Origin of the sequence: Enterobacter sp. CC120223-11, assembly GCF_900215375.1 — a bacterium.
GTDB lineage: Bacteria > Pseudomonadota > Gammaproteobacteria > Enterobacterales > Enterobacteriaceae > Scandinavium.
The window spans coordinates 329646-356551 of record NZ_OBEF01000001.1 but is presented as its reverse complement, the minus strand read 5'-3'; the positions used below and the strand labels follow the sequence as shown (position 1 = coordinate 356551).

Here is a 26906-nt window from a genome sequence, read left to right as displayed (position 1 = left end):
CCCGGCAATGTTTGTCATTACCCCGCAATTTCCCGGTCACGTCCGGCGAGCCCACCAAACAGAGCCATCATCAGTGAGATAACGGCCACGGCGATAAGCGGGATATGCCAGTCGCCGCTGGCGTCATGGATTTTTCCCATCAGCGGTGGCCCGCAGGCCGCCAGCAGATAACCCACGGACTGTGCCATCCCGGAAAGTGCCGCTGCCTGATGGGCAGAACCTGCGCGCAGGCCGATAAAGGTCAGACCGAGAATCATCGTTGCCCCTGAGCCGAAGCCAAAAATCAGCGTCCAGACCACCGCCTGCTGCGGCAGCAGCCAGTAGCCGACGGCGCTGATGGCGCACATGATGGCGACGACAATGGCGATACCGCGCTGATCTTTGAGTTTGTGCAGCACAATCGGGATCAGCAGGCCCGGTACGGCGGTGGCTAACTGTAATAAACCGTGCAGTGAACCCGCCTGGGCTTCGCTGTACCCCTGGCTGATGAGGATAGACGGCAGCCAGCCAATGACCACGTAATAGACCAGCGAGTTAATGCCGAGGAATAGCGTGACCTGCCACGCCAGAGCCGAACGCCAGATCCCCCGGTTGTGCAGGCTTCCTGACGTGGTCATTGTGCCTGGCGTGTGGCGACGCAGCTGCGGCAGCCAGACTAACAGGCCAATCAACGGGAAGGCCATCAGCGCCAGCAGCGCGCCGTGCCAGCCTGCGCCGCTCATCGCAATGGGTACGACCAGCGCTGAGCCGAGCGCGGCAGCACCGCCCATGGTTAACGAGTATGCGCCGATCATTCGCGCGACGTGCCCCGCGAAATCCCTCTTGATCAATCCTGGCAGCAGGACGTTCCCCATGGCGATACCGCAACCGATGATGGTGGTGCCGACGAACAAAAAGGTGGCGGAGGGCAGGGAGCGGACGGCGATGCCCGCACAAATCAGCAGCAGGGCGGCAAACAGGCTGCGCTCCATACCAAAACGGCGCGCAATGCCCGCCGCAAGCGGAGAAAACAGGCCAAATGCCAGCAGGGGCAGCGTGGTCAACATGCCGGTCCAGGCCGTGCTCAGACCGTAGTCGGCGCGGATGCTGTCCAGCAGCGGCGCGGCACCGGTAAAGGTCACGCGCAGGGAAGTGGCGATAAGTAAAATTCCGGCAATCAGGAACAGCGTCTGACGGCGGGTAGAGGGGATATCAGAACTCATGGGCTTCTCGGTCATACTCAGGAGTGGCTACGATACGCGGTTTTCGCGGTGATTGAATCAAGCTAGAATGACAAATAATCGCTCACATCGGACAAAAATGATGACAACTGGACTGGGCCTTGCGGGCTATGAGCCAGACAGCCAGCCGGAAAGCGCGGTGGCCTTCCGCATTCAGGTGGTTGAGGATGAACAGTTCATCCCTCTGCATCGGCACCGAAAGGGCCAGCTGATTCTGGCGCTGCACGGGGCCATTACCTGCGAAGTGGAAAACGCCATGTGGATGGTGCCGCCGCAGTATGCAGTGTGGATCCCCGGTCTGGTGCCGCACAGCAACCGCGCCACGCCTGGCGCTCGCCTGTGCTTTCTGTTTATAGAGCCTGGCGTTGCGGCTATGCCTGACCATTGCTGCACCCTGAAAATATCGCCGCTGGTTCGTGAACTGATCCTGACGCTCGCCGATCGCAACCAGGGGCAAAAAAATAACGAGGCCATGCAGCGCCTGATTCAGGTGCTGTTCGATGAGCTGCCACAGCAGCCGCAGCAACAACTCCAGCTGCCAGTATCAGCCCATCCCAAAATCCGTCAGATGGTCGATACCATGGCCGCGGAGCCCGCGGTTTGGCAAACGTTGGGGCAGTGGGCAGGGCATTTTGCGATGAGTGAGCGTAACCTGGCCCGACTGGTGGTGAAGGAGACGGGTCTGAGCTTCCGCCGCTGGCGGCATCAGCTCCAGCTTATCCTGGCACTGCAGCTGCTTATCCGTGGGCAAACCGTACAGCAGACGGCGCATGCGCTCGGCTACGACTCCACCACGGCGTTTATCACCATGTTCCGCAAAGGACTCGGCCAGACGCCCGGGCGCTATCTTAACGGTCTGATTACCCCTTCCCTATAAACAGTGATACCAGCCCGGCGGCAATCAGCGGCCCCACTGGTACGCCCCGGAACAGCGCCACGCCAAGCACGGTGCCGACGAGCAGTCCGGCCACCAGCTGCGGCTGGGTACCCATCAGCTGTACGCCTCTGCCGCCCAGCCAGGAGACAAACACGCCGACCGCAATCGCCACCAGCGACTTCCAGTTGACGAAGGAGTGCAGCAGCGTGGAAGCAGGCAGCGTGCCGCTGGCGATAGGCGCCATTACACCGATGGTGAGCACGATAATGCCGATGCTCAGGCCCTGTTTTTCAATCCAGGGGAAAAAGGTGTTCAGCGGCGTCACACGCACGATGATGAGAACCAGAATAGAGACGGCGACGGTGGTGTTGTGGCTGATAAAGCCGAGCGCCGCCAGTCCCAGAAGGATCAACAGGGTAGAGTCAAACATGAAGGGGGTCCTTGCCCAAAAAAGTCAGCCTGTTTACTTTACGCATAAATGCGGAGTTAAACAGGCTTTCGGATAAATATCCCGACTTTTTGGGCACTTGCCTGAAATCAGCTCAGCAGGATATTGACCAGCGGGCTGCCTTCACGGATGAACAGCGGAATGCTCTCCAGCGGTGCGCTCACCGTCACCCGTTCACCGCCACGGTAGCGCTCACCGTTCAGCGCAATCCAGTTTATTCCGGCAGGCAGCCAGACTTCACGCTGGCGCTGTCCGGCGTAGAGCACCGGCGCGACCAGTAAATCTTCGCCAAACAGATACTGATCTTCCGTCTCCCAGCTGCGTTTGTCCTCCGGGAAATGCCAGAACAGCGGGCGCATCAGCGGATCGCCATGCTCATGCGCATTCTGATACAGAGCGTCAATGTAAGGGCGGAGTTTTTCACGCACCGACAGCCAGTGCTGCATGATGGCGAAGTTTTCCTCGCCATAGCTCCACAGCTCATTCGGCGAACCGCTGTTGCACTGTGGGATCCCATCGCGATAGCGCTCCGGGGGCTGAATTTGCGGCTCACGATAGCCATGCATGCGCAGCACCGGGCAGAAAACGGCCCACTGGAACCAACGGATCAGCAGCTCATGGAAGGCGGGGTCGTTCACGTTGCCGCCCTGGAAACCGCCGATGTCCGTCGTCCACCAGGGGATCCCCGCGAGCCCCATGTTCAGGCCTGCGGCAATCTGATTACGGAATGCGTGGAATGAGGAGTGGACGTCGCCGGACCAGGCCAGGACACCGAAACGCTGGCTGCCAGCCCAGGAGCAGCGTACCAGATTGACGATGTCGCGTTCGCCGTTGGCCTGCAGGCCATCATAAAACCCTTGTGCAAAATCACGGGGGTAGCGGTTCCCCACTTCTAAAACTGGCCCGGCATGGTAGCGGTAGTTATCAAAATCATAGGCCCGGTATTCCGGCTCCGCTTCGTCCAGCCAGAACAGCTTGATGCCCAAATCGTAGTAATTTTTCTTCACCGTATCCCACACAAATTCCCGGGCCTGCGGGTGAGTCGCGTCGAAAAAGGTGGTGTTGCCCATAAAATCGAGATTGACCTGCACGCCGCGTTCGCTGCTGACCAGCCAGCCTTTCGCCTTCATCTGCGGATAGAGCGGGCTGCGTGCCTCGACGGTTGGCCACACCGACACCATCAGTTCAATGCCAAGGGAGCGCAGTTCATCGACCATCGCCTGCGGATCGGGCCAGTCAATGGGGTCGAAGCACCAGGTTCCCTGATTGGGCCAGTGGAAGAAATCAATCACCATAACCGAGAGCGGCAAGTGGCGGCGGCGATACTCCCGCGCCACCTCCAGAACCTCCTGCTGGGTGCGATAGCGCAGTTTGCACTGCCATAATCCACTGATGAAAGCGGGGGCTGGCGGTGGGGTTCCCGTGGCTTTAGCATACTGGCGGGTTATCTCTGCCACGCTGTCGCCAGCCGTTATCCAGTAGTCCATCTCTCCGGTTACACGTGCCCGCCACTCGGTCTGGTTTTTGGCAAAGCTCGCCTCACCTATGGCCGGATTGTTCCACAGCAAACCATAGCCCAGACTGGATTGCACAAACGGAACGCTAGCCTGAGAATTTCGTTGAGCGAGTTCCAGCGTGCAGCCTTTCAGATCGAGCCACGGCTGCTGGTATTGTCCCATTCCGTACAGGCGTTCATCATCGCGTGATTCAAAGCGGACGGTGAGCTGATACTTTCCGCCTGCCAGCGGCTTAAATTCACGGGCATCGAGCTTCAGCGCGCTGACATATTTGTCCTGACTTTTTTCACTCGCCCCGATTCCAACAGTGGAACGCTGCCGCCACAACTCTTCTAACAGCAGTTCTCCGCGCTGATTATAAAAGGCCAGCTGACCTTTAAGATTGAGTACGGCGGTTATCGTGCCGTTGCGCAGAGTCAGGCTTTCTGCAAGGGGCGTGATTTCGGCCTCACAGGGTTCTGCCAGCAGAAGGGCCTGCAGCGAATCGCTGAACTCCGGGGTGCAGGTGGCCCGGACGCGCAGGCTGTTTTTACCCCAGGGTTCGACCCGCAGGATCTGGCGTTCAAAGCGCCACTCAATGCTGTTGGCATGCTGGATGAGTTCACTCATGGAGGGGTTCCTTTTATGACACGCTGTGTCGGGCAAGATTGATGGATTTCATGGTACTGTCGTCGAGTTTGTACCAGCGCAGCGTGGCGAAGGCGCAAAGCGACAGCAGACCCGGAATGACGGTAAACAGGGCGATGATGCAGTACATCGCGGTGGAGGTTTGTTCGGGGGCATTCGCCACGTAGCCGCTAAAGCCTAGCGTCCAGCCAACAATGGCGCCGCCGATGGCCATGCCCAGTTTGAGAACGGCGAGGAAGGTGGAGAAAATAACGCCGTCCATGCGCTTGCCCTGTTTCCATTCGGCGTAATCAGCAACGTCGGCCATCATCACCCACATCAGCGTGGTGGTGGCCTGATAGAGCGTTGAAATGACAAACGTCAGGGGAACCAGCAGGAATACCGACCTCGGGGCGAAGAACAGGGCGATACTGAACACGCCTGCCAGCACCGCGCAGTAGCCAAACATCTGTACCTTGCCTGCACGGCGGGTCAGACGCTTCGCGAGGGCGCTCCCCGCCGCTTTGCCGAGAATATGGGCGCCGAGCATCCACATAAAATAGCTGGCGCTGCCAAGGTAGTAGGTCACGAAATACATCATTGCGCCGAGGCGAATAACCCCAAATCCAATATTGGTTAATACCAGCACGGATACCACGCGCCATTGATCGTTGCGCAGCAAATCACGTAATTCGGCGAGATAATTGTTATGGGTGGCAGGGGCTTTAATACGTTCGCGGGTATTGGCGAAGCAGATCCAGAACATAATGACGGCAATGCTGGCCATTATTCCCATCGCCCAACGATAACCCAGAAGTTTATCTGCACCGCCGAGAAACTCCGCCAAAGGCATCATAAAGAATGTGGATAAAGCCCCGCCCAGGGTGGCGAGGAAAAAGCGCCAGGATTGCAGGGAAATACGGGCCTCGTTATCGGGCGTTATCACGGCACCCATTGAACAATAAGGAATATTAATGGCGGTATACATCAGCATCATCAGGGTATAGCTGAGTGCGGCGAAGACCATTTTGCCATGCAGTTCCAGCGATTCTGGCACGGCGTAGGTCAGCAGGCAGCTTGCGCCAAAGGGCAGCGCCAGCCAGAGCATCCACGGGCGGAATTTCCCCCAGCGCGTCTCTGTTCGGTCAGCAAGGTATCCCATAGCCGGGTCGATAATGGCATCCGCGGTGCGCGCCAGTAAAAACAGCGTGCCGACAAAGGCCGCCGGTAAACCTACAACGTCGGTATAGTAAAACGTCAGAAAAATAATGACGTTATCAAGACCAATATGGCTGGCCATATCGCCGAGTCCGTAGCTGATCTTTTCTTTACGGGTGATCGTCTCACTCATTATTTCCACCTTGGGGGTGTCAGGTTAATTAGCGGGGAGCAGCAGTGAGATTCAATCAATTACAAATGGTTAACAATTGCGAGATTTGGCAATGGCGTTACGGAAAGTCTTTTTCGTGATACCGGTAACAATATTGGCGTGAATGCTACAGGTCGTCATCAGATAAGCCTGCCGCGCCTTTCTCAGGCGTGAAACGTTTCAGTTTGAGGGGAGTGAGAAAGCGTGCCGGGGCTGTCATCACTGTGTCATTAATCGGCGGTATAACGCGGTAAATGTTCGTCGGAGAGGGGAATGATGATGGCTGAAACGCTGATTATCCTGTTCGCGTTCTGCACCGTGGGCGTGCTGTTGGTGGCATCTGTCCTTTTACTGGAAAGATGCCACTAGCGTGGCGATTACTCCGCTGCAGGCTCGCGACGAAACGCGACCAGCTCTGGCTGAGCGATGCGCAGGTAATCCTGCGTGTCCATCACAATGGATTTTTCCAGCAGACCCGCATTGAAGGCAATTTCGTCGAAACGCTCGAACAGCAGCGGGTCGGCCACCAGTTTCAGTGAAGGATGGAAGCTGAACGGAGGGATCGCGCCGAATACGCAGGCGGTGAGGGCATCCACCTCCGCCGGGCTTGCCAGCGACGCCTTCAGACCGCCGAGGTGCGAGGCAAGGCGCGATAAATCTGCCTGCTGATCTGCCGCAAGAATCGCCAGCACGTGCTGCTTCACGTCGTTGCCTTTCACTTTGCACACCAGCGCTTTCGCGCCTTGCCCAAGGTCAGTGCCGCGAATGTCCGAGACGGCTTCACATTTGCCGATGGCTTCATGCTCCATCACCCGAAAGCGGGCTTGCTCGGTAGTGAGAATGTCGAGCAGATGCTGGTGGATATTGCGGGAAGAGATGTCAGACATGGTGACTCCGGTTAAAAAATCAGGCAGTCAGCATAGTCCTTTCCGGTCCAGGGGAGCAAGCGGGTCTGTCGGGGAAAAAGTCAGCCAGAAGGCTCTGGCTGACCGGGTTTCAGTTACTGGTGGCACCCTGCTTATGAAACAGCTCGCGGAACACAGGATAAATATCTTCCTGATCGCGAATATGCTGCATGGCAAAGTTTTCAAACATCGACTGCAAATGCTCGTACTCACGCCACAGGGTCTGATGCGCCCGGCGGGTGATTTCGATATAGCTGTAGTAACGCACCACCGGCAGAATTTTCTTCGCCAGAATCTCATGACACAGTGGGGAGTCATCGGCCCAGTTATCGCCGTCAGACGCCTGTGCGGCATAGATATTCCACTGTGCCGGGTCGTAACGTTCCTTCACCACCTCATCCATCAGTTTCAGGGCGCTGGAAACAATCGTGCCGCCGGTTTCTTGCGAGTAGAAGAACTCATGCTCATCCACTTCTTTCGCCTGAGTGTGATGGCGAATATAGACCACCTCGACGTTTTTATAGGTCCGGCTGAGGAACAGATACAGCAGGATATAAAAGCGTTTTGCCATGTCCTTGGTGGCCTGATCCATCGAGCCAGAGACGTCCATCAGGCAGAACATCACCGCCTGGCTGGAAGGCTCCGGGCGTTTTTCGTAATTCTTGTAACGCAGGTCAAAGGTGTCGATAAACGGCACTTTCTCGATCTTCGCCCGCAGTTCTGCAATCTCCCGACGCAGACGCTCCTCTTCCAGCAACTGAGCGGGTTCGCTTTTGGCAACGGTATCGAGGCTTGCCTCCAGCTCACGCAGCTCCCGACGCTTGCCCGCCGTCATCGCAGTGCGGCGCGCCAGCGAGTTCTGCAACGAACGCACGACGCTGATATTCGCCGGAACGCCATTGGCCGTGTAACCGGCGCGATGCGTTTTGTACTCCGTTAGCTGACGGTGCTGGTTTTTCTTCAAATTCGGCAGGGCCAAATCTTCGAACAGCAGGTCCAGATATTCGTCTTTGGAAATGTTGAACACGAACTCGTCCTGGCCTTCACCGTCCGGGCTCGCCTGGCCCTGACCGCTTCCGCCGCCGCCACCACCGCCCTGCGGACGTTCGATACGATCGTTCTGAACAAAGTGGTCGTTGCCGGGGTGGACGCGATGGCGCAGGCCGCCGCGACCCTGATGGAACATTGGTTCGCTGATATCGTCGGTCGGAATGGAAACCGACTCGCCGCTGTCAATGTCGGTGACCGAGCGTTTGTTGATGGCCTCGGAGATCGACTGTTTTATCTGCGCCTTGTAGCGGCGCAAAAAGCGCTGGCGGTTTACCGCGCTTTTATTTTTACCGTTCAGGCGCCGGTCTATGAACCAGGTCATATTCCCCTCCCGTACTGCCAACTTTCAGTGCCGATAGTGCCGGATGGCGCGTACGCTTATCCGGCCTACGGAATCTTGTCGTTGTTGGCCCGGTAAACCGGGCCGTGGCGTTATGACGATTTACGCACGCGCAGATACCATTCGCACAGCAGGCGAACCTGTTTGCGGGTATAGCCTTTCTCCATCATGCGGTCGACAAAATCGTCGTGTTTTTTCTGCTCGTCGGTTGAGGTTTTGGCGTTGAACGAAATCACCGGCAGCAGCTCCTCGGTATTGGAGAACATTTTCTTCTCAATAACCGTGCGAAGTTTTTCGTAGCTGGTCCAGTTCGGGTTACGTCCGCTGTTGTTCGCCCTGGCGCGCAGCACAAAGTTGACGATTTCGTTACGGAAGTCTTTCGGGTTGCTGATCCCGGCAGGCTTCTCAATTTTTTCCAGCTCCGCGTTCAGGGATTCACGGTCAAACAGCTGGCCGGTATCCGGGTCGCGGTACTCCTGATCCTGGATCCAGAAGTCCGCATAGGTGACATAACGGTCGAAAATGTTCTGTCCGTATTCGGAGTAGGATTCAAGGTAGGCGGTCTGGATCTCTTTGCCGATAAACTCGGCGTATTTCGGGATCAGATAGCCTTTCAGGAACTCCAGATAGCGTTCAGACTGCTCCTGCGGGAACTGCTCGCGCTCAATCTGCTGTTCGAGGACGTAGAACAGATGTACCGGGTTCGCCGCCACTTCGATATGGTCGAAGTTAAACACGCGGGACAGAATTTTGAACGCAAAGCGGGTAGAGAGCCCGTTCATCCCTTCGTCCACGCCCGAGTAGTCGCGGTACTCCTGATAGGATTTCGCTTTCGGGTCGGTGTCCTTCAGGCTTTCACCGTCGTACACGCGCATTTTCGAGTAGATGCTCGAGTTTTCAGGCTCTTTCAGGCGCGACAGAATCGAGAAGCGAGCCAGGGTCTCCAGCGTGCCCGGGGCGCAAGGCGCGTGGGTCAGCTCACTGTGGTTAAGCAGTTTTTCGTAAATTTTGATCTCTTCGGAGATCCGCAGGCAATAAGGCACTTTGACGATGTACACACGGTCAAGGAACGCCTCATTGTTCTTATTGTTGCGGAAAGTGACCCATTCCGATTCGTTGGAGTGCGCCAGGATGATGCCGTTGAACGGCAGGGCAGAGATGCCTTCGGTGCCGTTATAGTTACCTTCCTGAGTGGCCGTCAGCAGCGGATGCAGCACTTTGATTGGCGCCTTGAACATCTCGACAAATTCCATCACGCCCTGGTTGGCGCGGCACAGCGCGCCGGAGTAGCCGTAAGCGTCCGGATCGTTCTGCGCGTGGTTTTCCAGTTTGCGAATGTCGACTTTACCGACCAGCGCCGAGATATCCTGGTTGTTCTCATCGCCGGGTTCCGTTTTGGCGATGGCGATTTGCGCCAGAATGGATGGCCACACCTTCACCACGCGGAATTTGGTGATGTCGCCGCCAAACTCGTGCAGGCGCTTCGCGGCCCACGGCGACATAATGGTACCGAGGTAGCGGTTAGGAATACCGTACTCTTTCTCGAGAATCTGCGCGTCTTCCTGCGGGTTGAACAGGCACAGCGGATGGTCGTTCACCGGGCTGCGTTCACCGTTGGCGCTCAACATATAAATAGGAACGCGCTGCATCAGCGCTTTCAGACGCTCAGCCAGAGACGATTTACCCCCGCCCACCGGACCCAGCAGATAGAGGATCTGTTTCTTCTCTTCCAGACCCTGCGCGGCGTGCTTCAGGTAGGCGACGATCTGCTCGATGGCGTCCTCCATACCGTAGAACTCTTCAAATGCCGGGTAGCGTGCGACCACCCGGTTCGAAAATAGACGGGACAGCCGTGGCTCATGGGCAGTATCGACCATGACTGGCTCACCAATAGCCATTAACAGTCGTTCTGCCGCATTGGCATAGGCACTGCGATCTTGTTTACAGATGGCAAGAAATTCCTGCAGTGTGAACTCTTCGTCCTTGGCAGCTTCATAACGCTGGCGATAGTGATCGAATATATTCATGGCATGCCGTCCTTTCGTATACTATGTGAACATTTTGATTTAATACTTTTAGCGTAGTTCTTCAACGGGATAAAAATTTTGCTCCGTCATATATGTTATGAGCGAGTATCAAGCATTCAGCAAATCGAAGGGGGCGGCAGTCTGGATGACTAGCGTTCAGTACTGTAAGGTTATTTAGATATAAATTTCGTGTTATTCGACAATGGCAGGATATTCATTCAGGATGGTGGGGTTGGTTTGTTTGAAAACTCCAATATATCATCGGGGTTACAACTTGGGATATTTTTGCAAGATGTGCAGAACCGCAAGTACGGCTAAGGTGACGCACTCATGGGTATGCACTCGACCGTATTAGCCGCCGTTCCAGTTGGGCAGAAGATACCATAAGGTTCATCGTGAACTGTGGGATCGAGGTTCACGATCTTTCTGCCAGTGCTGTGTTACGGAAAGATGATCCTCATTCAAAACTTATCATGGAACTGATACAGATGCGTTCTCACAACGAGTCGCTAATGAAGTCGGTGCGCGCAAAAGCTGCTTGGGATAGGAAAATCATTGAAGCTGTACAGAACGGTACAATGATCTCAAGCAAAATGCCTATGTGGTTGAAGAATTTTGATAACAGGTATCAAGTGATTCAAGAAAAAGCAGATCTGATTATCAGATGCTTGGAGTGGTATAGAGATGGACTAACTACCGGTGAGATTGTTAAACGCATTGGCGACCCAAATTGGCAAATGGTTACTGTTTCAAGGCTGGTAAGAGACCGCCGTTTATTAGGTGATCATAAGTGTTATCACGATGAAATTATTTATAATGTTTATCCGAGGGTCATTGATGATGATTTGTTCCTCACGGCTAATTGTATGATAGATCGTGTGATGCTGGAAAAGAAGAAACCAGCAGAAGACCTGTTACTTGAATCTGACGTGGTGCAAAAGGTCTTCCAGCTATATGAAAGTGGATTTAGCTCAGATGCTATCGTTAAACGTTTACCTAAGGGGTAGAGTACTGTAAATGTACTCAGGGTTTTACGTGATAAGAAAGTTGTAACACAAAAGATTATTGATAACTTAATTCTCGAGCGTGTAAATCAAAAGCTATCAATGGATGGGGTTGCTAATCACATTCGAAAGGATATAACTATTGCACAAGATGATTACATAACAAATTTATTCCCCAATATCCTTAAGTGCGGGAATTGTGGAGGTAATATAGCGATTCACTATAATCACGTTAGAACAAAGTATGTGACTTGCCAAAATCGGGAAGAAAGAAAAGACTACGATGCAAAATTAATCCAGTACATCAGAATTGAAAAGAACATATTTGAATGTGTGAAGAATATCGATTTTCACAAACTAATGATGGAAGATACTGGCAACGATATTTCAGTGCTCGACAGTTTGCGAGAAGAGTTATCATCATTATGTAAAGAAGAAGTGAAGTGGTTTACTGAATTTGGCCACCTGAACAGAGGTGATATGCTCACCTCAGAACAACACAGGTGTACCAATGAAAAGAAGAAATTTTAGTCCTGAATTCAAACGCGAATCCGCTCAGCTGGTTGTCGATCGAAATTACACCGTAACTGACGCTGCGAAGGCTATGGATATTGGTTTTTCCACGATGACGAAATGGGTCAAACAACTGCGTGACGAGCGTCAGGGCAAAACGCAAAAAGCCTCCCCGATAACTCCGGAGCAAATCGAAATACGCGAGCTCAGGAAAAAGCTACAACGTATTGAGATGGAGAATGAAATCTTAAAAAAGACTACCGCGCTCTTGATGTCCGACTCCCTGAACAGTTCTCGATAATACGGAAACGCAGGGCGAATTATCCTGTGGTCACTCTCTGCCACGTGTTTGAGGTTCATCGCAGCAGCTACAAGTACTGGAAACCGCCCTGAAAAACCAGATGGCAGACGGACTGTATTACGCAGTCAGGTACTTGAGCTGCATGCCATCAGTCACGGTTCGGCCGGAGCAAGAAGCATCGCCACAATGGCAACCCAGAAAGGCTACCATATGGGACGCTGGCTTGCTGGCAGGCTCATGAAAGAGCTAGGGCTGGTCAGTTGCCAACAGCCGACTGCCGACTCACCGGTATAAACGTGGCGGTCATGAGCACGTTGCAATCCCGAATCATCTTGAGCGGCAGTTCGCCGTAACAGAGCCAAACTAGGTGTGGTGCGGTGATGTGACCTATATCTGGACAGGTAAGCGCTGGGCATACCTTGCCGTTGTTCTCGACCTGTTCGCAAGAAAACCAGTGGGTTGGGCTATGTCGTTCTCGCCGGACAGCAGACTCACCATGAAAGCACTGGAAATGGCATGGGGAGCCCGCGGTAAGCCCGATGGGGTGATGTTCCACAGCGATCAGGGGAGTCATTATACGAGCAGGCAGTTCCGGCAGTTACTGTGGCGATACTGGATCAGGCAGAATATGAGTCTGCGTGGAAACTGCTGGGATAACAGCCCAATGGAGCGCTTCTTCAGGAGTCTGAAGAACGAATGGGTGCCGGTGACGGCTATGCAAGCTTCAGCGATGCGGCCCACGCAATAACGGACTATATCGTTGGATATTACAGCGCGCTCAGGCCACATGATTATAACGGTGGGTTACCACCAAACGAATCAGAAAATCGATACTGGAAAAACTCTAATGCTGTGGCCAGTTTTTGTTGACCACTTCAGGGGGACTTTTCTATGCCTAATCTAATCCTGGGGGCAGGTCAGAGTTTGTACTGAAAGCTGGTGAGCGTGTAGTACAGCCAGAAGCTAACAATAAGCTGACTAAGTTCATTGATGGTCAGGACAAAGACTGTAGTACTGTTGGTGATATCACCGTGACCGCTCCCTTAATCATTCAGGGAGACGTTGCCGGTGATGATAAGAAATTCAATGAGATGTTGAAGAAACACGCTAATAGCGTTACTCAAGTCGTGACAAGCAGTCAGAGACGTAATACTTAAGAAATTCAAATTAGGGATTTTCAGTGTGATGAGCCAAATAGTTAGATAGAGAGCTTGTTAAACTATAAAGATTGTAATATTCATCTCTCATTAATTTAACCTTAGACGGTGAATAGTTGATATTGAACTCAAGTTGCGTAGAAAGGGTACGCAATCTTGATAATGAATAATAACTCTTCACTATCGCATCTACTTCTTTTTTAGGAAGTGATGCTAGCTTTTCTAATTGTGAAAAATATACTTCATCATGTAAATAGGAAACGGCGATTGCTACTCTTTTAATAGCCTCTGTATCTCCGGCGGGTAAAGGAATACAAATTTCGTAAGTTCCTAATACCTGAGAATCATCGCCTCCAGTTGCAAGAGCCATAAGGTTGTTGTTTATTTCGCTTAATAATATTACACGCATTTTGAAAGCATTATCTGAACTTTCCTTCCATTTATCATATGTGTTATAGCCTATTTGTGCTCCAAACAAAATCATAGCAACTATAACCGATGCGGCCTGCCAATCAAGCCTCCTAAAAAAATAAAGAAAAGAGGTTTTTAAATAAATAAAAAAAGAAAATATTCGAAATATCAAAATGGCATCCTTTTCAAATCAAATAACAAATTTCCAGATTAAAAGTACTGAGCCTGTTTACTCAAATCAAACATGGACAGGTCAACTTATCATGGGAAGTACGGGGATTCAATACTATGAGATTCAGTTTCAGTTAAGTTTCAATCCTTCCAGTTTAGGAGAGGTTCAAAACTTTCTGGCTCAGTATTCTCAGGGTGAATCCTTTACTTTCTCTCTCGGATTGATGGTACTTACAAAGGAGTACAGAGTGGGGAATTAACAATCCAGTCAATCGCTTCAAAGGGTAGGAGGGTAATCACTACCAATAGTAATTCAATGGCAGTTGGTGAGCTAATCCAGTTTACGAATCATAAAAAATATACAGGATTATTGAACGTACCAGTACTTCATTAACCGTATTCCCCGTACTCAGAGGCAGAGAAGGGGGCAAGACTTGTTCTTGCAGGTATACAGGGATGGTTTGTTATAAAAAAGGGATAATATGAATTTTGCAGAACACTATGGTGAAATTACGAGTGAGATAATGCTGAATGGTACTGCACCAGATGGTAACATCATTTTTTATAATTGGATTATCGTGCCTGTACTGACTATCTTTGGAATTGTTGTGATTCAAGTACCATTGGGATAACTCATGCAAGTATTATTAATTATGGTCGGTGGAAGTTAAGTAAGCCCCTTGTGGGGCTTTTACTTAATCTATTTTAGTATTGTTAAAAGTATGATGACTAAAAGACTGAGTTTGTCTTTTTTGAGCAGACACTAAAAAATCAATTACTGGATTGATATATTCTTCCCAGCGGTTTTTATTGTATTTGGAAACTATTCTATAGACCAGATAAATAGGCTGATGGGTGAAGCTGTAACTTCTATAAAAAACATCACCAATTTTCTTCTGAAGTTTTTTGAAGTAAGAATGATAATTGATTATCCCATCATTTTCATGAAAAATAATATCGTTGGATATTTTAATTATTTTGAGGGTTTCTTCTTGCTCTTTATAGATGTCATTGAGCTCAAATTCAATATTTCTTTTAAGCTCATCGTCTTTTGTTTTTTCTAAAAAGCCGCACAAGTCGTTCACTCTTTTTTTAGAAGGCTCCCTTACCATGTCCGAAGTAATTTCATCCACCATGTTTTTTAAATTTAATTCTGGTTTTCCTTTAATATTCTTTTTAGATAAGACTGCGGTTGGTATTTTAAAGCTTATGATGTGATTACTTATTAAACGAGTGATTTCTTGCAATTGTTCGGGAATGAATTCGCCTTCGAAGGTACCTGATATTACTTGTGATATGTCATTATCATTGATATCGCCATCAATAACGCCTACTACCTCTAATACCTTTGAATTCCCTGATTTTATTAACTCCTGCGAGTAGAGAATGCATCCAGCTAAAGATATAATTATGTTGGTCCAAGAGCCACATCTTCTGAATTTAAAAGATCCAACATTTTTTTCTTTATGACTAAGGGCGTTAATAATTAGTTCTTCTGCAACTTTGTCCTCGCAAAATACAATAACGGAAGGGATTTTGTACGACTTAAATGTTCCGGTATTGATGATTTCAATCTTGGTTGCATCACCATGTTTGCTTTTTGAGAACATTTGTGTCCCAACAATCCCATTACTGCACCCTATTTTTATTGCACTCACGCTAATTCACCTCTACTAAGATTTTTATAGTTCCATAAATACCAGCACAGAAATTGTACAAGGGTATTTTATGGCAAAACTGACAAAAAAAGAAACAAAACTACATCAACAAGTACTGGGTCTTGTCTATTCCGATAAGTCACTCACATACGATGAAAAAGAATTCATCCTTCAGAACTACGCCGGGGATGCCGTTGGGGCTACTGGTGCATTCGTAACACTCGAAATGCTCTCATGGGATTTCATCATTGATGCCGGGTGTACAGGACGCTGCATTGAACTATGTGCCGGGATAGGGCGGTTGTCATTCGATCAGTACCAACGCAACCGACTAGAACACATTACCTGCGTAGAACTGAATCCAGAATACGTCATGATTGGGAAAAGGGTACTTCCAGAGGCTGAATGGCTCGTTGGTGACGCTCTCCAGTACTCCACCAGTGAACGCTACGATGTGGTCTATGGCAATCCACGATTTGGTAAGATCAAAACCTCAGAAGCCATTACAGGCCGTTATACGGGTAGTGAATTTGAGTACAAGGTGATCACACATGGAGCGACATTAGCCCCTTATGGCGTATGGATCGTACCACAAGGTTCAGCAGGGTTTCAGTACAGTGGTGTACATTGCTACGAGCGTAGGGATTCTGCGAAGTACAAGAAGTTTGTTAACGATACGGGATGGTCGCTTGAGCCGGGATGCGGTATCGATACTTCAATCTATAAGGACGAATGGCACGGAACGAGCGTTGTGTGTGAGGTGGTTATTGTTGAGTATTAAAAATCTGATTCCGCACAAACGCAATGCTACATATAGTATCTATAATTAATAATGACACCATATGGTGTATTTCACACAGCAGGTAACTTAGATGGGTAAAAACCAACATGTAGTAACACATCCTGATGGATGGGCTGTAAAAGGTGAAGGTAATGAACGAGCAACTTCTGTACATTCAACGCAAGCTAAAGCCATAGAAGCGGCTCGTGAGATAGCTCGCCATCAACAAAGTGAATTGTTAATTCATGGGCGTGATGGACAGATACGTGAGAGAGATTCTTACGGGAATGATCCCTTCCCGCCAAAGGGTTGATACACAGAAGAGGCCATGTGGCCTCTTTTTTTACGCAAATTCAAATGTTCCCATTGATAGATGTATGCGTCCTTTCGTTTTTTAGCACAGGATGAGAGCCGTTCGTATATGTAATAGAGGCTCCCGGAAGGGGTAAGCGGAACGACGCTCACTCACGCTCTTACCTTCATTCCAGCACCCCTTATGCCAGGTTGCTAGGCAGGCTGTGGTAAACGTGCCACGCGTTTACACCTTCTGAATTTAAGCGTAGATGGCATTTGGAAAACTTGCATGTGAGGAAAAGTCAATTTCAATGACATATCAATAACTCATCAAAAAATACCGCGACTTAAAGATGAAGAAATTTCAGGGCTTCATCGGGCCGTCATTCAGCTGCAAGCCGAGTGTCATACATAGGTGGCAGGCTGACGGGTTAATCAACGTCAGTGGAAGTAAAGAATTTGAGGTAAGCGGGGCGGGCGGGTAAACTTCAGCCGCTTGTATTTTGAAAGGGATATGCAACGTGAAGACAATTAAACTTTTTACAACGGGCCTGCTCCTCGCAACAGCAGCCACCGTTGTACACGCTGAAGACAGCAAATTAACGCTGGGAGCTGGCGTTGGCGTGGTCGGCCATCCGTATAAGCAGTATCACACTGATTATTATCCGGTGCCGGCTATCGATTATGAAAGCGAGAACTTCTGGTTCCACGGCCTTGGCGGCGGTTATTACCTCTGGAATGATAAGGCCGATAAGCTCTCCATCACCGCTTACTGGTCGCCGCTGTACTTCAAGCCAGGCGACAGCGACAACAATCAGCTGCGCAAGCTCGATCGTCGTCAGTCAACGATGATGGCTGGCCTGTCGTATATGCACTTTACCCAGTACGGCTTCCTGCGCACCACGCTTGCAGGCGACACGCTGGATAAAAGTAACGGCATCACCTGGGACACCGCCTGGCTTTACCGCTACAACGCGGGCAAGCTGACGGTCACTCCAGGGATTGGCGTTCAGTGGAACAGCGAGAATCAAAACGAATACTACTATGGCGTCTCCAAAAACGAGTCACGGAAAAGCGGCCTGCGCAGCTACGATCCGGAGAACGGCTGGAACCCGTACGTAGAGCTTTCGGTGAGCTATAAGCTGACGGATGACTGGGCCGTATACGGCGTTGGCCGTTATACACGTCTTTCGGATGAAGTGACCGACAGCCCAATGGTCGACAAGACCTGGACCGGACTGCTGTCTACCGGGATCACCTACAGCTTCTGATGATGCACCGTAATGGTGCGCAGAGTGCGATAAAACAGGGCGGAAACGCCCTGTTTTGCTATGTGATGGTGCGAGAGATTAACGCTTAGCCACGCGAATCGACTGGGAGAGACGAGACGGTTTTTCCTCAGAGGCTTTCTGCGGTTTGGTCACGCAGGCGGTTTCCACGCAAACAAAGGTTTTGTAGCCGTCGTCTGGCATATCGCCCATGCTGACGGAAAGCGCCGGGCCCGGGTTCCAGCCAACCACGTTGCTGTGATGGCCGTGAACCACATCGATATTGCGATTAAGTGCACCATCGTGGATCACGCTGCAGGCTTCAGCATTCAGGTACACGCGGTCAGTTCTGTCCGGGAAGGTCTGCACGCCATCAGCCAGCACGCCTTCTTCCGCATTCTTCACTTTGTCGATATAGCGATTGCCAAAGCCGCTCACTTTCACTGCACTGATATCACCGACGTTGAAGTAGGTGTGCAGGGCAGAGGTGGTTTCGAAATCACCGTGGGCTTCAAGCTCCATTTCGCAGGTTTTGCCGACTTTGAAACGCGCGTACAGCGTGAAGTCGTGCGGCCACAGCTTCTTCGTCTCTTCGCTGCTTTGCAGTTCAAAGGTCAGCACCACGCCGTTGTCATCTTCATTATGTGCTTTCAGCGTCCACGGCAGGTTACGGGCAAAGCCGTGAGCAGGCAGGCCCTGCTGAGCCGCTGGGCCAAACCAAGGCCAGCAGATTGGTACGCCGCCGCGCAGGGCGACACCGTTCTTAAATGGCGTGTTGTTGCTGAGCCACAGCACTTCTTCTTCGCCCGCCGGTTTCCAGGAGAGCAGATGAGCGCCCTGCAGTGCAAAAGAGGCCTTCGCCTGAGGGTGATCGACAACGATCAGCGCCAAATCATCAAGCTGACGGCGGGAGAGGACAGGGGTAAGATTTTCAACGACCGGGAGAGCAAAAATTTTGTTAATCATGGTGCAATCCTAATGGTGAGCCGTAACGTAAAGCCATAAAAAAAGGCGACCGAAGTCGCCTTTTTGGATCAGATTCTCATCTCAACTTATTTGGAGATGTGAGCGATCAGGTCCAGAACTTTGTTGGAGTAGCCAGTTTCGTTGTCGTACCAGGAAACCAGTTTCACGAAGTTGTCGTTCAGTGCGATACCCGCTTTAGCATCGAACACGGAAGTGCAGATTTCGCCGTTGAAGTCGGTAGAAACTACGTCATCTTCGGTGTAACCCAGAACGCCTTTCATTGCGCCTTCGGAAGCGGCTTTGATGGCTTTCTTGATTTCTTCGTAAGACGCTGCTTTTTCCAGACGAACGGTCAGGTCAACAACGGATACGTTTGGAGTTGGAACGCGGAACGCCATACCGGTGATTTTGCCGTTCAGCTCTGGCAGAACAACGCCTACTGCTTTAGCTGCGCCAGTAGAAGAAGGGATGATGTTCTGAGCTGCGCCGCGGCCGCCGCGCCAGTCTTTGTGAGACGGGCCATCAACGGTTTTCTGAGTTGCGGTGGTCGCGTGAACAGTAGTCATCAGACCTTCGATGATGCCGAAGTTGTCGTTGATAACTTTTGCCAGCGGTGCCAGGCAGTTGGTGGTGCAGGATGCGTTGGAAACGATGTCCTGGCCTTCGTATTTGTCAAAGTTAGCGCCTTTAACAAACATTGGAGTTTTGTCTTTGGAAGGACCAGTCAGAACCACTTTTTTCGCGCCAGCAGTGATGTGCTTACGAGCGGTTTCGTCGGTCAGGAACAGACCCGTTGCTTCAGCAACAACGTCAACGTTCACTTCGTTCCACTTCAGGTTAGCCGGGTCACGCTCAGCGGTAACACGGATAGTTTTGCCGTTAACAACCAGGTGGCCGTCTTTGACTTCTACAGTACCGTTGAAACGACCGTGAGTTGAGTCGTACTTCAGCATGTAAGCCATGTAGTCAGCGTCTAACAGGTCGTTGATTGCAACGATTTCGATGTCAGAACGTTCCTGAGCAGCACGGAAAACAATACGGCCGATACGGCCAAAACCGTTGATACCTACTTTGATAGTCATATATTCCACCAGCTATTTATTAGTGAATAAAAGGTTGCGTGTAAAATTACAAAAACCTTACGCAGCGTCAAGCGGAATCGTGTCAATCATTGCGACAAATCAATCCTCTGCACAACCTTTGCACGGCTGACTGCCTCACTCATCCATTGGGCCAACATCCATATGGGGCCTGCTGCGGAAATTTTAAAGGTCACTGGAGTTTAAAGTGTGACTTTGGTCACAATTCTCTGGCTGCCTTTTCGCACCGGATAAGTTTAGAACAAAAGTTCGCACTTCATTGTTAATGTTTTGTTAGAATCGAGGCGAAAGTGGTCCCTTTTTATAGCGAGATGTGAGCCATGACCGACAAACCTTCCCCGGAGCAGCTGAAAGGCTCGCTCAGCGAAATGCAGTTCTACGTGACGCAGAATCACGGGACCGAGCCGCCGTTCACCGGCCGCCTGCTGCATAACAAGCGTGACGGCGTGTATCATTGCCTGGTGTGCGATGCCGCGCTGTTTACCGCCGAAAGCAAATACGACTCTGGCTGCGGCTGGCCGAGCTTTTACGAGCCCGTCAGCGATACGGCTATCCGCTACCTGAACGACTACTCCCACGGCATGCAGCGCACGGAGATCCGCTGCGGAAACTGTGACGCACATCTCGGCCACGTGTTCCCGGACGGCCCGCAGCCAACAGGGGAGCGCTACTGCGTAAATTCTGCCTCGCTGAGCTTCACCGATGAGCAAAACGGCGAGCAAACCAAAGGTTGAAAAATCGATTCAGCAAATTATTCCTGAACAATGGAGCTGAGGGTGAATATTGAACAAATGATCGACGGCATGACAGAGGAAGTTTACCAGCGTCTGGCGACCGCCGTTGAGCTGGGGAAATGGCCGGACGGCGTTGCCTTAACGCCGGAGCAAAAAGAGAACTGTTTGCAGCTGGTGATGCTGTGGCAGGCCCGAAACAACACCGACGCGCAGCACATGACCATCGACACCCAGGGGCAGATGGTGATGAAGAGTAAGCAGCAGCTGAAAGAGGATTTCGGTATTGCGCCGAAGCCGATCGCGACGGTGAAGCTTTAATTCTGCTCAGAACGGTTCCCTCGCCCCTTTGGGGAGAGGGTTAGGGAGAGGGGAGAACCCCCTCCCAACCTCTTATTTGTGCTTAATCCCAAGCGACGTCGCCAGCTGCTTCGCTAACTGGTTATTGTCATCCGCACCATACTCCCAGAACATCGCGCCGCCGAGGCCTTTCTCCTTGATATACTGGGCTTTCAAATCCACTGAGCGTGGGTTTTCGTACGACAGCGCAAACAGATTCTTTCCGTCAGCTGACTTCAGCGCCAGCCACGGCACCTTCGCCTCGTTGTCCCACTGTTCGGTAAAGCGCTTCTGCGGGTCGTTGATAAGCTTACCGACGATGTCGTTGTACTTCACGTAGGTATCTTTGCTGAGGTCGAATCCGAGCGATTTAAACAGCGCGATTTCCGTCGGGCCAAAGTAAGGCTGTGTGACCGGGTTCTTCTGTGCGTCTGGCTTGTTCCAGTCGATGCCCGGCTCGGTGGCGCGCTTCGGTACGCGACCGTAGAAGCCAATTCCGAGGTTCAGCTGCTGGGGCTTCAGTCCGGCGGCCAGGTAGTTGTTCACCACAAAATCGGCGCTGTATTTATCCGCCTGCGCCACCGTAGGCCATTGTTTGGAGTCATACAGGTTGGAGTTGAAGTACTGCGTGCCGTAGGCCATGTCGTAGGTCATCAGATTGATGTAGTTCAGATACGGCGCGATGGCCTTCACGTCGACCCAACTTTTCGGACTTTCCGCATTCGCGCCCAGCGCAACGGTGACGAGCTTCTCCTTCGGCAATGCTTCACGCATCTCCTTCAGCAGGGCGGTAAAGTTGTCTTTGTCCTCAGGTTTCTTATCGACGAGGCCCCATGCGCCGTTAACCGGGTATTCCCAGTCGAGATCGATGCCGTCCAGGCCGTAGGTTTTCACAATATCGCCTGCTGAACGGATAAAGATCTCACGGCTCTCTTTACCGTCCGCCGCGCCTGAGAAGCCGCGAGCCCCCCAGCCACCCACCGACAGTAATACTTTCAGGTTCGGGTTTTGCTTACGTAACTCAGGGATTTTTTTCAGGTCGGCGATCACTTTTGGCGACAGCCAGATTTGATGCAGCTTGCTGGCATCCTTCAGGGCTTCATTCGTTTCGCCCGCTTCGTTGTTATAGATGAGGCCGAAAGAGTAATTAAGGTGAGTGATTTGACGCACGTCCAGCTTGTCGATATCGCCACCGGGACCGGCGGTCACGTCACCGCCGCCGTTGAAGTAGCCGACGGACATCATATCGGCCGCGAAAACGTACGGTGCGCAGAGCAGGGGTAAGGCTGCCAGAACAGGCATTAGCTTCATACAGTTTCCTCTTTGACTTAAAAAATAAACACGCCACACAACGCGGCGTGACGAAAAAACAGCCAAAGCAGCGTAGCACTGCCGCTGCGCTAAAACTGCGAGAAGGGTTCAAATTGGAGAAAAATGAGGGGGTTGTGGGCGGCTATAGCCCGGTGGCGCTGAAGCTTACCGGGCCTACAAAATCACTCGATCTCGTAGGCCGGGCAAACGCAGTGCCGCCCGGCGATAGCAGAAAATCAGGCCTGCGTTTCCTGCCAGTCGGCCAGTGTGTACAGCGTGGCACCAACGGCTGCCATCTCCATAAACGCCTCCGCGCTGTCCTGCGGTCGAAGATTGACGCCGCGACAGCCGTCGGTAATGACGTTCACTTCATAACCGAGCTTCAGCGCATCCAGCACGGTGAATTTGACGCAGTAATCTGTGGCAAGGCCCAACACGATAAGCTCGGAAACCTTCTGTGCCTTCAGCCATGCATCAAGGCCGGTTTTCTGCCGATGACCGTTGTCAAAAAACGCGCTGTAGCTGTCGATATTTACCGCTTCGCCTTTGGGGAACACCACGTCGATGTGCTGCGAGTTCAGCATCGGATGCAGTTCTGCGCCTTCGCTGTTCTGCACGCAATGATCGGGCCAGAAGGTTTGCGGCAGACCATCGAGCGTGCCCTGCGCGTAAGGCTTGACGCCATGCTGGCTGGCGAAGCTGCCGTGGTTCGCCGGGTGCCAGTCCTGGCTTGCGACAATGGCGTCGCCGCGCACCAGGCACCAGTGGATCATCGCGTTTGCCACGTCCACGGTGCTGTCACCTTCCGCTACGGCCAGCGCGCCTCCGGCACAAAAGTCGTTCTGGAGATCGACCAGTAACAGCGCTCGTGCGTCCATCGTTGCTCCTTATTCGTCAGGCGTCAATTCACCGCGCAGGTTCTGCTGCATGGCGGTGCGCACGGCATCCACATCCAGCCCCTGCGTTAACAGATAGTGTAGCTTGGTCAGCGTCGCTTCCACGGTCATATCGAACCCGCTGACCACGCCCGCATGGGCGAGGGCGTTGCCGGTGGCGTAACCGCCCATATTGACCTTGCCCGACATGCACTGCGTCAGGTTGACCACCACAATGCCGCGATTGCTGGCTTCAGCCAGCTCTTTCAAAAACTCACCGTTCTGCGGCGCATTGCCGACGCCGTAAGAGCGCAGGATCAGCGCCTTCACCGGCTGGAGCAGGAAGTTGCGCACCACGTCGGCGGAGATACCCGGGTAGATGGTCACCACGCCAATTGGCTGCGGCGTAATGCGGTGAACGATAAGTTCTCCGGTGCCGTGCGGTGCGGGTGGGGTGCCCAGACGGCGGATATGGATCCCTGCCTCCAGCAGCGGCTGCAGGTTAGGTGAGGCGAAAGCATCGAAGCCGTCGGCGTGGGCTTTGGTGGTGCGGTTCCCACGGTAGAGGCGATTATTGAAGAACAGCGTTACTTCGTTAATCGGATAATTTGCCGCCACGTACAGCGCATTCAACAGGTTGATTTGGCCGTCCGAGCGCAGCTCCGCCAGCGGAATTTGTGACCCTGTCACAATAACCGGTTTGCCGAGATTCTCCAGCATGAAGGAGAGCGCCGAGGCGGTGAACGCCATAGTGTCAGTGCCGTGCAGGATAACGAAGCCGTCGTATTCGTCATAGTGCGCCTGAATATCTTCGGCGATATGCTGCCAGTCGTCCGGCGTCATATCGGAGGAGTCCATCAGCGGGGCGTATTCGTGGATGGTGAAGTCCGGCATCTCGGGGCGGTGGAACTCAGGCATCAGCGCCAGCTGACGCTGTAGATGGCCTGAAACAGGAATATAGCCCTGTTCAGAGCGCTGCATCCCGATGGTCCCGCCGGTATAGGCTACGTAGATTGATTTTTTTTGCATGATGAGTGACTGAACCAGATAGAAAAATCCCCTCGTCAGAGGGGATATGAATTAGCGTATGTTAGCGCAGGTCAGGCAGAATGCGTAACGGTTCTGCGGGTCATTGAAGGCGGCGAGCTTATCGCTTTCCGCTTTCACTACGCTTGCGGCACTGGCCAGAGGCGCGGGCAGGTAAGCCTGCAAGGCTTCCGGCAGCGCGGCGCGCACCGAGCCGCTCAGGCTGTCGATGACCGAACTGAACAGCGACGGATCTTCCTGATAGTAATCAATGTGCCACTGCTTGAGCTTCGCCAGCTCCGCCGCTTTCGCCACGGCGTCATCAAAGTCGCCTAAGCTGTCGACCAGGCCATTGGCTTTCGCATCCTGGCCGGTCCAGACGTGGCCCTGGGCGATTTTATCTACCTGCTCCGGCGTGCTGTGGCGCGACTGAGCAACCAGCGTGATAAAGCGCTTGTAGCCGTTCTCAATGCTCAGCTGCATCAACTCCTGCACTTCCTGTGGCAGCGCTTTGGTCATCGAAATCTCGGCCAGCGGAGAAGTGGACACGCCGTCGGTATGCACGCCAATCGTATCGAGGCTGTTTTCAACGGTGTTGATCACGCCGAAGATACCGATAGAACCCGTCAGCGTGCTGGCGTTGGCGACGATGTAATCGGCAGGCGTGGAGATCCAGTAGCCACCGGAGGCCGCCATGCCACCCATCGAAACCACAACCGGTTTACCCGCTGCGCGGGCCGCAGCCAGCTCAGAACGGATAACTTCGGAAGCGCTGACGCTGCCGCCAGGGCTGTTAACGCGCAGCACGATGGCTTTCACTTTCGGGTCAAGACGTGCGTCGCGGATCTGCGAAGCGGTGGTATCGCCGCTGACGTTGCCAGGGGTTTCCTGTCCGTCGATGATGGCGCCGTTGGCAAAGATAACCGCCACGCTCGCACCTTTGTCCGCAGGGGTTTTCAGCGAATAGTCGTAATAGCTGACGGCGCGATAGTCGTTATCCGCTTTGCTCCAGCCAAACTGTTTGCTCATCGCCTTTTCGATGTCCGCGCTGGAGGCCAGCTCGTCAACCAGCTTGTTATCCAGCGCATATTTCGCGGTATCGCCATCCACTTTACGCAGACCTGCGAGCATGCCTTGCGCACCCGGGAAAATCTGCTCCGGCGTGGTCTGACGGTTGGCAGAAACGGTAGTCAGATAGTTCTGCCACAGCTCGCCAATCCAGCGGCTGTCCGCCTCACGGGCCGCAGGGGACATATCGTCACGGATAAACGGTTCGACCGCTGATTTATAGGTGCCGACGCGGAACACGTGCGTGGTGACCTTCAGCTTGTCGAGCAGGGATTTATAATACAGGCCGTTGGTAGCGAAACCGTGTAAATCCACGGTGCCCTGCGGCGAGAGGTAGATTTTGTTGGCGAAGCTCGCCAGGTAGTACTGGCCCTGGGTGTAGCTGTCGCCCACGGCATAGACAGGTTTGCCGCTGTCGCGGAATTCACGCAGCGCCTTGCCGATATACTGCATTGAAGGCTGATCGCCCCCGGCAAAGTTTTTCAGATCCAGCACGATCCCGGTGATATTGCGGTCGTCTTTGGCCTGACGAATGGTCTGCACGATGTCAAACAGCGAGTTTTCCTGCAGGCGGTCGGAGTTCGCGCCCAAAAGCTGACGGCTTATGGCGCCAAATTTGTTGGTGGACGAGGGCTTGTCGACCACCACGCCGGTGATATCCATCAGCAGCGCACCGCGGCCTGAGCTTTCCGTTGTGGAGCTGCTGAACTGCATCCAGATGCCGACGCAAACCAGCACCAGCAGAATAAAGAACAGGTTCAGCACCAGTTCACGAACAAAGTTCAGTAAGCGCCATGTCCATTTAAAGAAACCGGCAATAAATCGCCAAAGGGTCCGCATGTTTTCTCCCTGCCTGAATGAATAGAGGTCCGCCCGCAAAGGCGCGACGTGAGGCTATCCTAAAGACACCGCCGACGGTTGTCAGCAGGAATCGCCTCCGGCGCTGTAACAAATTCTGCTGTCATGTTAATTTTGTGAAAACACTATGACAGGAGACCCTCCAATGGATGCACTCGATTTACTGGTCAATCGCCGCAGCGCTTCCCGTCTGGCTGAACCGGCTCCCCAGGCTGAACAGCTGGAAAATATTCTCCGTGCGGGCCTGCGCGCGCCGGATCATGGCACGCTCACGCCGTGGCAATTCTTTGTCATCGAAGGAGAAGGGCGCGAGCGCTTCAGCCAGCTGCTGGAAAAAGCTGCTCAGGCGGCCGGGCAGGATGAAAAAGCGATTGAGAAGGCCCGAAACGCACCTTTCCGCGCACCGATGATCATCGCCGTTGTCGCAAAATGCCAGGAGCACCACAAGGTGCCAAAGTGGGAGCAGGAGATGTCCGCCGGGTGTGCGGTGATGGCCATGCAAATGGCGGCAGTGGCGCAAGGGTTTAACGGGATTTGGCGCAGTGGCGCATTAACCGACAGCCCGGTGGTGCGTGACGGATTACAGTGCCGCGAGCAGGACAAAATCGTCGGCTTCCTCTACCTCGGCACCCCGCAGCTGAAAGCCTCTACCACCGTATCCGTGCCGGATACCGCGCCGTTTGTGGTTCGATTTTAAATAACAGGTTTCCCCCTC

General features: G+C 52.5%; 24 protein-coding genes and 1 pseudogene. 10 read left to right on the top strand and 15 right to left on the bottom strand.

The features are described from left to right. Positions 1-17 precede the first annotated feature (17 nt). On the bottom strand, positions 18-1202 hold the full coding sequence (locus CRO87_RS01630) for a CynX/NimT family MFS transporter (RefSeq protein ID WP_097161180.1): 1185 nt from the start codon (positions 1200-1202) through the stop codon (positions 18-20). Between the two features lie 100 nt (positions 1203-1302). On the opposite strand from CRO87_RS01630, the gene CRO87_RS01625 reads away from it, so the two are divergent. After that, the gene (locus tag CRO87_RS01625) at positions 1303-2097 is read left to right on the top strand and encodes a helix-turn-helix transcriptional regulator (protein WP_097161304.1); all 795 of its coding nucleotides are present in this window, start codon (positions 1303-1305) and stop codon (positions 2095-2097) included. Here CRO87_RS01625 and CRO87_RS01620 read toward each other — a convergent pair. From CRO87_RS01620 to yeaG, 6 genes are all read right to left on the bottom strand, one after another. Beyond that, positions 2081-2527 (bottom strand): DUF441 domain-containing protein, encoded by a 447-nt coding sequence (locus CRO87_RS01620; RefSeq protein ID WP_097161179.1) that lies wholly within the window; start codon positions 2525-2527, stop codon positions 2081-2083. The two genes, CRO87_RS01625 and CRO87_RS01620, sit on opposite strands and share 17 nt — an antisense overlap. A gap of 107 nt (positions 2528-2634) precedes the next feature. Then, positions 2635-4671, bottom strand: a complete 2037-nt coding sequence (locus tag CRO87_RS01615; RefSeq protein ID WP_097161178.1) for a TIM-barrel domain-containing protein — start codon at positions 4669-4671, stop codon at positions 2635-2637. A 13-nt stretch (positions 4672-4684) separates the two neighbouring features. Beyond that, positions 4685-6019: a glycoside-pentoside-hexuronide (GPH):cation symporter gene (locus CRO87_RS01610; protein WP_097161177.1), complete on the bottom strand. Its 1335-nt coding sequence runs from the start codon at positions 6017-6019 to the stop codon at positions 4685-4687. 395 nt (positions 6020-6414) lie between these two features. Then, complete coding sequence (locus tag CRO87_RS01605) at positions 6415-6924, bottom strand: YbaK/prolyl-tRNA synthetase associated domain-containing protein (protein ID WP_097161176.1); 510 nt, start codon at positions 6922-6924, stop codon at positions 6415-6417. Positions 6925-7033: 109 nt separating this feature from the next. Beyond that, positions 7034-8314, bottom strand: a complete 1281-nt coding sequence (locus tag CRO87_RS01600) for a YeaH/YhbH family protein (protein ID WP_097161175.1) — start codon at positions 8312-8314, stop codon at positions 7034-7036. Between the two features lie 110 nt (positions 8315-8424). Continuing rightward, a complete protein-coding gene (gene yeaG, locus CRO87_RS01595; RefSeq protein WP_097161174.1) occupies positions 8425-10359 on the bottom strand; it encodes a protein kinase YeaG in 1935 nt (644 codons plus the stop codon). Positions 10360-10871: 512 nt separating this feature from the next. On the opposite strand from yeaG, the gene CRO87_RS22820 reads away from it, so the two are divergent. From CRO87_RS22820 to CRO87_RS01585, 3 genes and pseudogenes are all read left to right on the top strand, one after another. After that, positions 10872-11366 carry a recombinase family protein gene (locus tag CRO87_RS22820; protein ID WP_255252467.1) on the top strand — a complete coding sequence of 165 codons (495 nt, stop codon included), beginning with the start codon at positions 10872-10874 and terminating at the stop codon, positions 11364-11366. 99 nt (positions 11367-11465) lie between these two features. Next, entirely contained in the window at positions 11466-11894 is a 429-nt protein-coding gene (locus CRO87_RS22930; protein WP_369680096.1) for a zinc ribbon domain-containing protein, read from the top strand. Further along, a pseudogene (locus CRO87_RS01585) lies at positions 11875-13047 on the top strand (IS3 family transposase). The gene CRO87_RS22930 and the pseudogene CRO87_RS01585 overlap by 20 nt, the downstream one beginning before the upstream one ends. Before the next feature lie 297 nt (positions 13048-13344). Here the strand turns inward: CRO87_RS01585 and CRO87_RS22445 are convergent. Both CRO87_RS22445 and CRO87_RS01575 read right to left on the bottom strand, forming a co-directional pair. After that, entirely contained in the window at positions 13345-13917 is a 573-nt protein-coding gene (locus CRO87_RS22445) for a hypothetical protein (RefSeq protein WP_141398653.1), read from the bottom strand. Between the two features lie 694 nt (positions 13918-14611). Further along, positions 14612-15574 (bottom strand): hypothetical protein, encoded by a 963-nt coding sequence (locus tag CRO87_RS01575; RefSeq protein WP_141398652.1) that lies wholly within the window; start codon positions 15572-15574, stop codon positions 14612-14614. A 70-nt stretch (positions 15575-15644) separates the two neighbouring features. Here CRO87_RS01575 and CRO87_RS01570 point away from each other — a divergent pair, with 70 nt between their 5' ends. The 3 genes from CRO87_RS01570 (at position 15645) to CRO87_RS01560 (ending at position 17920) form a co-directional block, all read left to right on the top strand. Further along, a complete protein-coding gene (locus CRO87_RS01570) occupies positions 15645-16355 on the top strand; it encodes a methyltransferase (protein ID WP_097161172.1) in 711 nt (236 codons plus the stop codon). A gap of 91 nt (positions 16356-16446) precedes the next feature. Further along, the gene (locus tag CRO87_RS01565) at positions 16447-16668 is read left to right on the top strand and encodes a DUF2188 domain-containing protein (protein ID WP_097161171.1); all 222 of its coding nucleotides are present in this window, start codon (positions 16447-16449) and stop codon (positions 16666-16668) included. A gap of 502 nt (positions 16669-17170) precedes the next feature. Continuing rightward, positions 17171-17920, top strand: a complete 750-nt coding sequence (locus tag CRO87_RS01560) for a MipA/OmpV family protein (protein WP_097161170.1) — start codon at positions 17171-17173, stop codon at positions 17918-17920. Between the two features lie 78 nt (positions 17921-17998). Here the strand turns inward: CRO87_RS01560 and CRO87_RS01555 are convergent, their stop codons facing one another. Both CRO87_RS01555 and gapA read right to left on the bottom strand, forming a co-directional pair. After that, a complete protein-coding gene (locus CRO87_RS01555; RefSeq protein WP_097161169.1) occupies positions 17999-18883 on the bottom strand; it encodes a D-hexose-6-phosphate mutarotase in 885 nt (294 codons plus the stop codon). An 86-nt stretch (positions 18884-18969) separates the two neighbouring features. Further along, positions 18970-19965: a glyceraldehyde-3-phosphate dehydrogenase gene (gapA, locus tag CRO87_RS01550; protein ID WP_097161168.1), complete on the bottom strand. Its 996-nt coding sequence runs from the start codon at positions 19963-19965 to the stop codon at positions 18970-18972. 338 nt (positions 19966-20303) lie between these two features. On the opposite strand from gapA, the gene msrB reads away from it, so the two are divergent. Next, positions 20304-20717 carry a peptide-methionine (R)-S-oxide reductase MsrB gene (gene msrB / locus CRO87_RS01545; protein WP_097161167.1) on the top strand — a complete coding sequence of 138 codons (414 nt, stop codon included), beginning with the start codon at positions 20304-20306 and terminating at the stop codon, positions 20715-20717. Between the two features lie 42 nt (positions 20718-20759). Continuing rightward, positions 20760-21035 carry a YeaC family protein gene (locus CRO87_RS01540; protein ID WP_097161166.1) on the top strand — a complete coding sequence of 92 codons (276 nt, stop codon included), beginning with the start codon at positions 20760-20762 and terminating at the stop codon, positions 21033-21035. Between the two features lie 72 nt (positions 21036-21107). On the opposite strand, the gene CRO87_RS01535 is transcribed toward CRO87_RS01540, so the two are convergent. The 4 genes from CRO87_RS01535 to sppA all read right to left on the bottom strand — a co-directional run bounded on the left by CRO87_RS01535 (position 21108) and on the right by sppA (position 26173). Then, positions 21108-22364, bottom strand: a complete 1257-nt coding sequence (locus CRO87_RS01535) for a glycoside hydrolase family 18 protein (RefSeq protein ID WP_097161165.1) — start codon at positions 22362-22364, stop codon at positions 21108-21110. 236 nt (positions 22365-22600) lie between these two features. Next, on the bottom strand, positions 22601-23242 hold the full coding sequence (gene pncA, locus CRO87_RS01530) for a bifunctional nicotinamidase/pyrazinamidase (RefSeq protein ID WP_097161164.1): 642 nt from the start codon (positions 23240-23242) through the stop codon (positions 22601-22603). A gap of 9 nt (positions 23243-23251) precedes the next feature. After that, positions 23252-24268, bottom strand: a complete 1017-nt coding sequence (ansA, locus tag CRO87_RS01525; RefSeq protein ID WP_097161163.1) for an asparaginase — start codon at positions 24266-24268, stop codon at positions 23252-23254. A 51-nt stretch (positions 24269-24319) separates the two neighbouring features. Then, positions 24320-26173, bottom strand: coding sequence for a signal peptide peptidase SppA (gene sppA / locus CRO87_RS01520; RefSeq protein WP_097161162.1), 1854 nt, complete (start codon positions 26171-26173; stop codon positions 24320-24322). A gap of 163 nt (positions 26174-26336) precedes the next feature. On the opposite strand from sppA, the gene CRO87_RS01515 reads away from it, so the two are divergent. After that, on the top strand, positions 26337-26888 hold the full coding sequence (locus tag CRO87_RS01515; RefSeq protein WP_097161161.1) for an NAD(P)H nitroreductase: 552 nt from the start codon (positions 26337-26339) through the stop codon (positions 26886-26888). Positions 26889-26906 lie beyond the last annotated feature (18 nt).